Below are 12,796 nucleotides of genomic sequence, written 5' to 3'. Positions count from 1 at the left end.
CAATCTCACAAAGCGTTTCAGCAAAAATGGGTGTATTGTTAGTTAATCTTGGCACCCCAGATACGCCAACGCCTAAAGATGTTAAACAGTTTCTAAAACAGTTTCTAAGCGATCCTCGGGTTGTCGATCTTCATCCATTGATTTGGAAACCAATCCTAAACGGTATCATTCTTAACACTCGCCCCAAAGCCGTTGCTAAGTTATATCAATCTATTTGGTGGGAGCAAGGCTCACCACTGATGGTGATCAGTGAGCGGCAGCGAACGGCGTTAGCTGCATTGTTGTCAGAGCAACATGGCAAATCCATTCCTGTTGAGTTAGGGATGAGTTATGGCAATCCTTCATTGGCAGCTGGTATCGATAAACTATTAGCCCAAGGTGTCGAGCGGCTTGTGGTGTTGCCGTTATATCCCCAGTACTCTTGTTCAACGGTGGCCCCCGTGTTTGATGCTATTGCCCAGATATATTCAGGTCGTCGAGATTATCCAGAAACCCGTTTTAGCAAAGAGTATTACCAGCATCCAAGCTATATCTTGGCGCTAGCCAATTCTGTTCGCCGTCACTGGAAAGCCCATGGACGTGCTCAATGTTTATTAATGTCATTTCATGGGGTGCCATTGCGATATGTCACCGAAGGCGACCCTTACCAGCAACAATGTGAAACAACAGCCAAGTTACTGGCCACCGAGTTGGGTTTAGATGACAATCAATGGCGGCTGTGTTTCCAATCAAAATTTGGTAAAGAGGAGTGGTTGACGCCGGCTACCGATGCACTGCTGGAATCACTCCCTAAACAGGGGATGAGTTCTGTCGATATCATGTGTCCCGCTTTTGCTGTCGATTGCCTAGAAACCCTAGAAGAGATCGCGATTGGCGGCAAAGAGAGCTTTATTGAGGCTGGTGGTAAAGATTATCGATCTATACCTTGTTTAAACGATGATGAGGCTCAAATTCTGCTGCTGTCGCAATTGGTTGCCGAGCAAGCTGGCCATTGGTTGAATTCTTAGCCACATATAGCTCGAGCTAACGCATAAATCACTGCTTAGTGCTATTTTATGTGGTAGGATCTGCCGCCATTTTAGTGAGGTTTGGGTGCTGGCGTCAGTTTTTATCGACGCAGCTCGGTAGATAGTGGGCTAAGGGGGTCTAGTTCACTGTTTATTTCAATTTGATTTTGCATGGATGCGATAAGAGTGAGTTCGGTATGAAGTTTCCTGGTCAACGTAAATCAAAGCATTACTTTCCAGTTAAAAATCGTGATCCATTATTGGCACAGCTAACCCTGCAGCCACAACATATATCTACCCATGTGAGCGGCATAGATCAAACATTGGTCGACATTGAAGCGAAAGTGGAAGATGAGCTGCTTAACCGCTATGAGTTACCCAAGGGCAATTCGACATTAATTGATGATGCTAAAGCACATCAATTGTATAACGAGCTTAAGCAATCAAATATGATTAGCGATGAGTTTGCCGGCGGCACGATAGGTAACACGGTTCACAACTACTCAGTATTGGCAGATGATCGCTCGGTATTGTTTGGTGTGATGAGCAAGAACATTGAAGTCGGTAGCTATGCATACCGTTATCTCTGTAATACATCATCTAAAGTCGATTTGAATTTCTTACAACCTGTGGATGGGCCTATTGGTCGTTGTTTTACACTAATTTCAGAATGTGGTGAGCGTACGTTTGCGATCAGTAAAGGGTCAATGGACAAATTGACGCCTGAATTTATTGATAAAAAGATTGTACAAGACTCATCGGCATTGGTGTTAACCGCTTATCTCATGCGTGCTAGCGGCGGCGATCAAATCACGGATGCGGCCTTAAAAGCGATTGAGTATGCCAAAGAGGCTGAAGTTCCAGTCGTGCTGACCTTAGGCACACGTTTCTTAATCGAGGAGGATCCACAATGGTGGATTAATTTCATTAAAGATAACGTAACCATTTTGGCCATGAACGAGGACGAAGGCGAGGCATTAACGGGCTTTCGCGATCCATTAAGTGCCAGTGATGCGGCGTTAGACTGGTGTGATTTAGTCCTCACTACCGCCGGTCCCTTAGGTCTTTACATGGCGGGTTATACTGAAGATTCTGAAAAACGCGAAACGACGCATACGCTTTTGCCTGGTGCGATCCCTGAGTTTAACCGTTATGAGTTTTCAAGACCGAAATTAAAAAGCGATTGCGAAACACCGATTAAAGTCATGGCACATATCTCGCCATATATGGGCGGCCCTGAGATCATTCGCAATACTAATGGCGCAGGAGACGGTGCATTAGCGGCTTTGCTGCATGATTTAGCCTCGAATACTTATCATAAAGCCAATGTACCTGGGTCGAGTAAACACAAACGCGACGGTTTGTGTTATTCATCATTTTCGCAAATTTGTAAATACGCTAACCGAGTCGCTTATGAAGTGCTAGCGCAGCATAGCCCTCGACTATCGCGCGGATTACCTGAACGTGAAGATAGCTTAGAAGAAGCGTATTGGGAACGTTAGTTTTCGATACGTAAGCTTAAAAAGAAAAGGCGTCCAGTGGACGCCTTTTTTATATTAACTATATATTTATACCAATCAGTATAAGAAAGTGATCTACTCAGCGTGTTTTTTGGCAACTAATTCAAGGCGAATGGATGATAGAATGGTTATTCCCTTGTGAGGCCATTCAACGCAGAAGTAGGAAGCCAAAAAACACGCCTAACAGGCGAGTTTTAGCACTTTTGATGCTGTGTTAACGAGTTTAACCCTAGTTCAACTATGCTCTTCACTCGTTGCCTTGCCTCATAAGCGCTAAATTCTCGCTGAGCGATCACATCTTTATACTAATTGGTATTACTCTTTTACTTCCGCATTAACTTGGTCAACAAAGCTGCCCGCGGTTTTACCCGCTTGAGTATCATTAAAGGTGACTTCGTTAAATGCACCCTCTGATTTTGCAATAATAACCGTAGCGACAGAATCCCCTGTAACGTTCACTGCCGTGCGGACCATATCAAGCAGTCTGTCGACTCCCATGATCAACGCAATACCTTCTACAGGCAACCCTACTTGGTTTAAGACCATAGCTAGCATGATTAAACCGACCCCAGGAACACCAGCTGTACCAATTGACGCTAGCGTTGCGGTAACAACAACCATAGCGTAATCCGTGAGCGAAAGATCAATACCAAATACCTGAGCGATAAATACCGTCGCCACGCCCTGCATAATCGCCGTACCATCCATATTTATGGTCGCGCCTAACGGAAGGGTAAAAGAGGCCACTTTGTTGTCAACACCTAAACGGTGCTCTGAAGTTTCAATAGTCACAGGTAAGGTCGCGTTGGAGCTTGCGGTACTAAATGCAAATAATTGAACATCGCGCATTTTGCGGATAAATAGCAATGGACTTAATCCTGAGAACATTTTTAATAGTGTTGGATAAATAACAAATGCATGGACAAGCAATACGACTAATACGACCAAGAAGTATTTCACTACACTTTCGAAGGTTTCTAAGCCTAAAGTCAGCGCCAATTTGCCCATCAAGGCAAAAATACCGTAAGGTGCTAATTGCATGATCAAGGTAACGACTCGCATGATCACTTCATTTAAATCATTAAACAGTGCAGCTACGCGTTTGCCACGCTCACCAATATGTGACACCGCAAAACCAAATATAACGGCGAAGATAATGATCTGCAGCATATTGCCTTCGGTCATCGCCTGGATTGGATTACGTGGAACTAGGTTAATAAGCACATTGGCTAAGCTAGGCGCCTCTTTCACACTGTACTGCATATTTTCAGCGGCAAGAGAAGCGTTTCCTGGGTGGATGATCAAGGCTACTAAGATCGCCATTGAAAGTGCGATCGCTGTGGTAAAGAGATAAAAGGCGATCGTTTTTCCACCAAGACGTCCTAAGGTCGAAGGATCGCTCAAAGAGCAGGTACCACATACCAAGGAGACAAAAACTAACGGAACGACCAACATCTGTAAACTTGAGATAAAGATGGTGCCAATAACGTTTAATAATCCGTCTGTAATATAGTCTTGAATAAATGCACTTTCGGGAAATAACCAGCGTAACAAGAGTCCAAATAAAATGCCTCCTGCCATACCGATAAGTATTTTACTCGTTAATCCGAGCTTTTTATTTTGAGTTAGAGCCATAGTGCTTCCTGTATTATTTTTACGCTTTTTAATTTGCGCCTAAAGCCTAGCAAGAAACTAAAGCCGATGAAACGGCTAAATAGTTAAAGTTTTTGGCTGTTTTGAGCAAATAAACGCGATTAGTGATGGAAAAGTTATAGGAAAATTGTGTAATGTTAATCTATAAGTAATAAGCAGATGCTTAATATTATAATCTGAGTAACAGGGAGTCTGACAATGAAGTCAGCGTATAAAGTTTTTACCTCATATTTGTTCTTACTTTTTATCGCAGCCTGTAGTGGAGGAGGCAATGTCACCGATGATGGTTCAGGAGGAACTCCGCCACCAGAACCGACGATTTCAGTAAGCTTAGCCATTTCAAATTCTCAAATATCAGCTGCTGAACCAGCGACTATTACGGCGACTGTAAAGGATTCGACTGGCGCCAATATTAGTACACTGGTTTCATTTACCCTCAATAATGATTCCTACGGTGCCTTTGTCCCGGGGACCGGAGAGGTGGCTACTGTAGATGGTGTTGCAACCATTCAACTCAATACTGGTACTATTCAGACTGGCGCGACTGTTACTGCGACGACAGCAACCGGTGAGAGTGCCTCTGTAAATGTGACAATGGCTGGTGATGGTTCGGACAGTGGCGCTGGAGGAATTTCTGTTACTCTTCAGATCAATAACACACAAATCTCAGTTGCAGAACCTGCAACACTGGCTGCAACGGTTAAAGATTCAACAGGTGCTCCCGTTAGTACGTTAGTTTCATTCTCTCTTAACGATGACTCTTATGGAACATTTGCACCTGGTACAGGTCAAGTTGCTACTAATGCTAGCGGTGTAGCAAGTATTCAATTAAATACAGCGGCAATAAACACTGGCGCCACAGTTACTGCCACAACCTCTTCTGGAGAGAGTGCATCGGTTAATGTGACTATGGTCGGTGATGGTGGTGAGGCTGGAGGCGGTGCACAGGTTTCCTTGGTATTGACAGATGTTTCTGGTAATCCAATTCAATCTATTAGTACCTTAGTGCCCGGTAAATTAACGGCAACGGTTACGGGCATAACGAAAGCAACGATTGTTACCTTTGCTAGCTCAATAGGCGACCTACCGATTAAAACGGCAGTAACAGATTCTTCTGGTAAGGCTACGGTTGATATATACGCTGGAAGCTCTTTAGGTGCAGGAGAGGTCACTGCAACCTTGTCTACTAATGAAGTAGGCAAGACCATTGTGGTTGTTGGTGCGACTAACGTGGTGATGGGGAGTGGTTCTCCTTTTGTTAAGGGCGCCGCCGAAATAAGCACGGATAATTTATCGGCAGGTGGTACCGCAACGATTTCAGTTTTGATTCAAGATGATCAAGGTAACCCTTTTACTCAACCTGTCGATGTTAATTTCTCTTCTACGTGTGCGACTAAAAATCCAGCACAAGCCGAAATTAGCTCACCTGTCTCTTCGAGTAATGGAATCGCGACTTCTACATATCGCGCGCAAGGTTGTGTGGGAGAAGATCAGATTAATGTGACCGCTAATGCTGGCGGCATTAGTCTGTCAGCAACAGGTACGATCAATGTGCTTCAGGCTGATATTGGCAGTATTGTATTTGTGTCGGCGACTCCTGAAAATATCAGTATTTTAGGTACCGGCGGCGTTGAGTCATCAGTCGTTAAGTTTAAAGTACTCGATAAAAACAGTAATCCTGTTGCCAATCAAAATGTTTTATTCTCACTTAATACGCAAGCGGGTGGCGTAGGGTTATCTCCTAGTCAGGCGACAACGGATAATGCTGGTATTGTCCAAACGGTTGTGACTACAGGTACTGTAGCGACATCACTTCGTGTCACGGCCACGGTTGATGATGGTTCAATTCCCGCTATTGCAAGTCAATCGAGTCAACTTATTGTTTCAACAGGGATACCTGATCAAGACAGTTTCTCACTGTCTGCAGAAGTGTTAAATGCTGAAGGTTGGGAGGTTGAAAATACTGAAGTTGTTGTGACGGCGCGTATGGCGGATGCCTTTAACAACCCTGTACCTGATGGAACCACAGTTTCTTTCACTACAGAGGGTGGTGCCATCGAAGATGCTTGCCAAACAGTCAAAGGAGCCTGCTCTGTAAAATGGATCAGTCAGCTACCGCGTCCAGAGGGAGAGACTATTATCTCTGGTGCGGGTGAGATGGTACGTGAACCTAATGCTGCGCTTGTTTATTATCCAACATTAGATGTATACGGTAATGTCTATGGTCAGAAATATGGTGGTCGCGCCACCATTACCGCGACAGCGATAGGTGAAGAGTCATTCCCGGACCTTAATGGTAATGGCCGTTTCGATGCCAGTGAAATGAACGAATTCACTAATGGCACAGATGTTACAGGTCAATCATTTGATTTAACTGATGCCTATAACGATTACAATGAAGATGGTCTGTTTAATCCTCAGCAAGCAGGTGGTCAGAATGGCGGTTCACTAGAGGAACTTATCGATTTTAATTCAAATGGCGTCTTCGACGCCAAAGATGGCAAATATAATGGTGTTCTGTGCGCAACAGGTAGTACTCCACCAGAATTTGTTGATAACTCCGCAAATTGTGGTGCGGATGGTTCCAAGTCACTCTATGTCCGTCGTAGCCTAGTGTTGGTAATGTCGGGTAGCACAGCTTTTGGCACATCTCCAGCCAATATCCTTATTGATGATAAAGATGGCGAACATTATGGTGGCAGTATCAATATTATTGGTAAAGGAGCAGCTTCTGTATCCTTCACCATTTCTGATCTCCATAATCAGCAGATGCCTGCTGGATCGACGGTAAGATTTAAGGCGAGTGCTGGATCGGTTGTTAGCGCTGCAGAATATACTTGGCCGAGTTCTAATTATAATGGTGGTAGAGAGTTTACCGTGACGCTAAAAGGTGAGGATGAGCCTAATACTGGGGTATTCATCGTTGAAGTTGAAACGCCAGCTGGCACATTATCGCAGGTTGTTTCGATTGGAATTAGTATTTTATAGATATTAAAGTGAATAAAAAAGGCGCCTAGTGGCGCCTTTTTTGTTGGGTATTTATTACTATATACCCATCAGTGCCGTCGATTTTGAATATCAACAAGAGTAAAATGGAAATGAAGTTAAATTGTATTAAAAAGCCACCAATAAAGGTGGCTTGGAAGATTAGATTGCTGTTAAGTAGAGTTTATTTCTGGAACTGATAAACACTGCCTAGCTTCATTATCTGTGTTAGTTCATCAAGCGCGGTGCGGGACTCGATAATCAGCTGAGGATCGGCTAAATCATCTACGGCGAGTTTGTCACGATAATGCTTCTCTACCCAAAGGTTCAAACGTTCAAACAGCGCATCGTTCATGAGTGTATGTTGGTTAACTGCTGCGACTTCCATCTCATTCATGGCCACCCGTAAACGCAGGCAAGCGGGGCCGCCGCCATTTTGCATGCTCTGTTTTACATCGAAGTAGTGTACGTGTTTAATTGGTGTGCCAAGTGTGACTACCTCATTTAAGTAAGCAAACACTGCTTCATTTTCTTGGCAGTTGGTTGGCGCGATTATCGCCATCTCGCCATTAGGCAGAGTAATGATCTGGGTATTAAAAAGGTAGCTCTTTACCGCATCCTGAATACCGACTTTAGCGGTTGGGACTTCAATAAAGTGAAGCGTTTGGCCATTGAACTTACGCTGGATCTCGGCAAACTTCTCTTGGGTATTTATAAAAGCTTGCTCGTGGTAAAAGAGCACATTTTGATTTCCCACGGCAATGACATCGTTATGAAACACGCCTTGATCTATCACATCTGGGTTTTGCTGGATAAATACACTGCTTTCGTCATCGAGTTGGTGCAGGCGAGCAATTGCTTGTGATGCCTCTAATGTTTGACGAGCTGGATATTTCTTCGGTTTTGGGGCCGAAGGATTAGTGGCTTCTTGGCCGTACACAAATAGCTCGAGTCCGGCGTGCCCATACTCGCTGCAAAGTCGAGTGTGATTGGCCGCTCCCTCGTCACCAAAACTAGCATGTTCTGGCAAATGTTGGTGATGACTGAAGTAGCGGGAGTTATTAAAGGTCGCTGCCAGAATGTTGCCAGTGGTTGTTGGTTCAATACTGCGATGCAGCTTATCGACGAGATTCGCTGGGGTGAAATGTATTTTTCCGTCATGGGTATCGGCGCTTGGCGATACCGTTGCTGCATTCGCGGTCCACATACTGGAGGCGCTGCAACATGCTCTAAGGACCGCAGGAGCTTGTTTAGCGGCTTTACTCAAAACTTCTGCATCAGTCCCTGAAAATCCGATTCTACGCAGCGTATGGAGATCTGGGCGCTCCTGAGGTGCTAACATACCTTGAACCATACCCATATTGGCGAGGGCTTTTGCCTTTTTTAGCCCTTGCTTAGCCGCGGCTTTTGGGTTTGAAATTGCGCTGGCATTGCTTAGGGAAGCAACATTACCATATGACAGTCCTGCATAATTATGGGTCGGGCCGACAAGTCCATCAAAATTCGCTTCGTAATGCTTCATTGCATATCCTTCAAGGTTATTATTGTTTTTAACCAGTCGTAACTCAATTAAAAGATGTTATCTGATTGGTTGAATTTGTGGTCCAGTATACTTGAGGTTGCGCGCTTAACAAGTTAGGGGGAATTAGGGAAAGTTGCGATATTCGCTTAGAAATGCATAACTATTACTTGCTAGATAGCTAATAATGAAATATTAGTTTTTAATTACGCAATATTATTTTTCACATTTTTTTCAAAAATGGTTAAAAAGTGGCTCTCCGTAACAAATAAAACAGGGATTAGCTTGAAAGTATGAGCACAACCCTCTATATATGGAGCCAATTTACAGAATTTTGAGACTTTTGGCGCAGATCATTCTATGGGTAAATCGCTAGTTATTGTCGAATCACCGGCCAAAGCCAAGACTATTAATAAATATCTCGGCAAAGATTACATCGTAAAATCGAGTGTAGGACACATCCGTGACCTGCCAACATCTTCTACTAGTGAGGCGGGTTCGGCGACGAAATCGCCCGCTGAAGTGCGGAAGATGTCTCCTGAAGATAAGGCAATATATAAGGCGAAAAAAGCGAAGCAAGCGCTAGTGGCTCGTATGGGGGTTGACCCTGAGCATGGTTGGAAAGCCAAATATCAAACCCTGCCTGGTAAAGAAAAGGTAGTTAAAGAACTTCAATCTCTTGCTGAAAATGCCGACCATATCTTTCTCGCAACCGATTTGGATAGAGAAGGAGAAGCAATCGCTTGGCATTTACAAGAAGTGATTGGTGGTGATCCAGCGCGTTATCAACGTGTCGTGTTCAATGAGATCACCAAAACAGCAATTCAAGACGCATTTAGCCGTCCATCTACACTAAATACCAATATGGTCAACGCGCAGCAGGCTCGTCGTTTCTTAGACCGAGTGGTTGGCTTTATGGTGTCGCCGCTATTATGGAAAAAGGTTGCTAGAGGTTTATCGGCTGGCCGAGTCCAATCGGTGGCAACGCGATTAGTCGTAGAGCGTGAGGGTGAGATTAAGGCGTTTGTTCCAGAAGAGTTTTGGGATATTCACGCGCAGCTTAATACTTTGTCAAATGACGCCCTTAAAATGCAAGTGGCCAAGTATCAAGGCAAAGCATTTAATCCGATAAATGAAGCTCAGGCGATGGCTGCGGTTAGTGCGTTGTCTGATGCCAGTTTTGTCGTGACCGCAAGGGAAGATAAAGGAACCTCGAGCAAACCGTCTGCACCTTATATTACATCTACGCTGCAACAAGCGGCGAGCACTCGATTGGGCTTTGGGGTTAAAAAAACCATGATGATGGCGCAGCGTCTTTATGAAGCGGGTCACATCACCTATATGCGTACCGATTCTACCAATTTGAGTCAAGAAGCATTAGAAAGCGTTCGCGATATGATTGCCAATGAATTTGGTGATCAGTATTTACCAGAAGCCCCCATTCGCTATGGGAGTAAAGAGGGTGCGCAAGAGGCGCATGAAGCGATACGACCTTCAAATGTTAAAGTGACAGCGGCTAGCTTGAGCGACATGGAACGTGATGCTCAGCGTCTTTATGAATTGATCTGGCGTCAATTTGTAGCTTGTCAGATGACACCTGCAAAATATGATGCCACACGTTTAACCGTTACCGCGGCTGAATATGAGTTAAAAGCATCGGGGCGTACGCTTAAATTTGACGGTTGGACTCGAGTTCAAACCGCGATTAAGAAGAAAAACGAAGAAGATAATACCTTGCCGTTTGTCGCCCAAGGTGACAATTTGGCGCTTGAGGAGTTGTTGCCTAAGCAGCACTTTACTAAGCCACCAGCGCGTTATAGTGAAGCGTCGTTAGTTAAAGAGTTAGAAAAACGTGGTATTGGCCGTCCATCTACCTATGCAACGATTATTTCGACCATTCAAGATCGTGGCTATGTCAAAGTCGACAATCGTCGTTTCTACGCCGAAAAAATGGGCGAAATAGTAAGTGAAAGTCTTGTTGGTAGTTTCGAAGAGTTGATGAGCTACGACTTTACTGCAGGAATGGAACAAACTCTCGATAATGTGGCTCAAGGTCAGCTTGAATGGAAAAAAGTGCTGGATAACTTCTATAAAGATCTGACAGCACAGCTTGAAAAAGCGGAGTTACCACCAGAAGAGGGCGGAATGCGTCCTAATGAGATGGTGTTGACAGACATTCAGTGTCCAACTTGTGCGCGTCCTATGGGCATTCGTACCGGTACGACGGGGGTGTTTCTTGGCTGCTCTGGTTATGCCTTGCCTCCAAAAGAGCGCTGTAAGACGACCATGAATCTCACTGCTGGAGAAGAAGCCATTAGTGAGAGCAGCGAAGATGCCGAAACAGATGCGTTACGTGCTAAGCACAGATGTGATGTTTGCGGTACCGCAATGGACAGCTACTTAATTGACGAGACCCGTAAGCTGCATGTGTGTGGTAACAATCCCATATGCGGCGGTTACGAAGTTGAGCAAGGTCAATTTAAGATAAAAGGCTACGAAGGACCAATTCTAGAATGTGATCGTTGTGGCAACGACATGGAACTTAAAAATGGTCGCTTTGGTAAATATTTTGGTTGTACGAACAGCGAATGTAAAAATACCCGCAAGTTGTTGAAAAGCGGTGAAGCCGCACCACCAAAAGAAGACCCTATCCATCTGCCTGAGCTCAAATGTACCAAGTCAGATGGTTACTTCGTGTTAAGAGATGGGGCGGCGGGGATCTTTATGGCCGCGAGTACATTCCCTAAATCACGCGAGACTCGCCCGCCCTTGGTTGAGGAGCTTGTGACGTACCGCGATCTGCTCTGGCCAAAGTACCAATATTTAGCGGATGCGCCAGTGACTGACGATGACGGTAATAAGGCTTTCGTTAGGTTTAGTCGTAAGACGAAAGAGCAGTATGTTTCAACAGAAGTCGATGGGAAGGCGACTGGCTGGACAGCTAAGTATGTTGGCGGTAAGTGGGTTACAGAGGCCAAGACCAAGGCTAAGCCTAAACCAAAGAAAAACGCTTAATTAAAAGGCCCTAACTTGAGTTAGGGCCTTTTTTTTGGTTGATCGTGCCATGATCCTGATAAGGCGGTGACCCATTCCATTCCTGCAAATGACATAACGGTGTAAATGGGAAGTGACTATTAAAGTAATACGCTAAGAGTGGAAAGATTAAGTCTTTCGGAATTGACTGTATACTTAATGCTGTAGGTATCATTAGCTTAAACTCAGGGCAGTAAACGTATCTAAAACAACCTTTTATGCCGCTACGAGCGTTGGATTCACTCGCAATAGGCGGGTTATTGACGTGTAAATACACCTTGTTAGCAAAACAAATGACAAGTTTGAGATGACGTAAGCGTAAAATGGCTAATTGATCTAGCGTTATGCCATCTCTTAATCCGAGTTCAGGTTAACTATCCAAAGTGATGAATATTAGGCTAATATAGATAACGAGCTATTGTTGCAGATAAGACAAGCAGACTATTTTATTGGGTAAATGGAATCAATGATTATTGATATGGAGAGCAAGATGAAAACAGTGTTATTAGGTCTAGGAATAAGTTTGTTTAGTGCAACGGCATTGGCGTCGAGTTGGCAAGTTAATAGCCAAGATTCTGTTGTCAATTTTATCTCAGTTAAAAAAGGCGATATTGCCGAAGTTCATAAGTTTACTCAGGTATCAGGAATATTAGATACAGATGGTGGCTTTAATCTATCAATACCGCTAACTAGTGTCTGGACCAATGTCGAGATCCGTGATATCAGGATGAAAGAGGTGTTATTTGAAACCGCTCAATATCCTTCGGTAGAGTTAATGGCTAAGGTTGATATCAATAGTATTGAAAAGTTAGCCATTGGCACAATGCAATCTTTGTCACTTGACGCGACTTTGACTTTACATGGCGAGGAAAAGTCGATATTGGTCAATGTACGTGTTGCTAAGTTAGCTCAAGATAAAATACTGGTGATGAGTGAGTACCCCATCATAGTGAATGCGGCTGATTTTGGTCTAACTTCTGGTGTGGATAAGCTGCGAGAATTGGCAGGGTTGAGTGCAATTAGTCAGGCCGTACCTGTTTCGTTTGTGTTAACGCTTGGGCGTTAAATAAAAACGTGCA

At 44.2% G+C, this 12,796-nt stretch carries 7 protein-coding genes; 5 read left to right on the top strand and 2 right to left on the bottom strand.

The annotated features are described in order from the left end of the window. Positions 1 to 26 precede the first annotated feature (26 nt). Together hemH and K0I73_RS10625 are read left to right on the top strand one after the other, a co-directional pair. Positions 27 to 1,007, top strand: coding sequence for a ferrochelatase (gene hemH / locus K0I73_RS10630; protein WP_220061114.1), 981 nt, complete (start codon positions 27 to 29; stop codon positions 1,005 to 1,007). A 197-nt stretch (positions 1,008 to 1,204) separates the two neighbouring features. Next, on the top strand, positions 1,205 to 2,509 hold the full coding sequence (locus K0I73_RS10625) for an inosine/guanosine kinase (protein ID WP_220061113.1): 1,305 nt from the start codon (positions 1,205 to 1,207) through the stop codon (positions 2,507 to 2,509). Positions 2,510 to 2,842: 333 nt separating this feature from the next. Here K0I73_RS10625 and K0I73_RS10620 read toward each other — a convergent pair whose 3' ends face one another. Beyond that, complete coding sequence (locus K0I73_RS10620) at positions 2,843 to 4,162, bottom strand: dicarboxylate/amino acid:cation symporter (protein WP_220061112.1); 1,320 nt, start codon at positions 4,160 to 4,162, stop codon at positions 2,843 to 2,845. Between the two features lie 612 nt (positions 4,163 to 4,774). Here K0I73_RS10620 and K0I73_RS10615 point away from each other — a divergent pair. Continuing rightward, the gene (locus K0I73_RS10615; protein WP_434086721.1) at positions 4,775 to 7,168 is read left to right on the top strand and encodes an Ig-like domain-containing protein; all 2,394 of its coding nucleotides are present in this window, start codon (positions 4,775 to 4,777) and stop codon (positions 7,166 to 7,168) included. Between the two features lie 181 nt (positions 7,169 to 7,349). On the opposite strand, the gene astB is transcribed toward K0I73_RS10615, so the two are convergent. Next, complete coding sequence (gene astB, locus K0I73_RS10610) at positions 7,350 to 8,687, bottom strand: N-succinylarginine dihydrolase (protein WP_220061111.1); 1,338 nt, start codon at positions 8,685 to 8,687, stop codon at positions 7,350 to 7,352. A 357-nt stretch (positions 8,688 to 9,044) separates the two neighbouring features. Here astB and topA point away from each other — a divergent pair, with 357 nt between their 5' ends. Together topA and K0I73_RS10600 are read left to right on the top strand one after the other, a co-directional pair. After that, the gene (gene topA / locus K0I73_RS10605; RefSeq protein ID WP_220061110.1) at positions 9,045 to 11,699 is read left to right on the top strand and encodes a type I DNA topoisomerase; all 2,655 of its coding nucleotides are present in this window, start codon (positions 9,045 to 9,047) and stop codon (positions 11,697 to 11,699) included. 508 nt (positions 11,700 to 12,207) lie between these two features. After that, positions 12,208 to 12,783, top strand: coding sequence for a YceI family protein (locus K0I73_RS10600; protein WP_258405172.1), 576 nt, complete (start codon positions 12,208 to 12,210; stop codon positions 12,781 to 12,783). The last annotated feature ends 13 nt before the right edge of the window (positions 12,784 to 12,796 follow it).

Source organism: Shewanella mesophila (assembly GCF_019457515.1).
Classification (GTDB): domain Bacteria; phylum Pseudomonadota; class Gammaproteobacteria; order Enterobacterales; family Shewanellaceae; genus Shewanella; species Shewanella mesophila.
The sequence above is the reverse complement of the archived record's forward strand: the minus strand, read 5'-3'. Positions and strand labels throughout refer to the sequence as shown.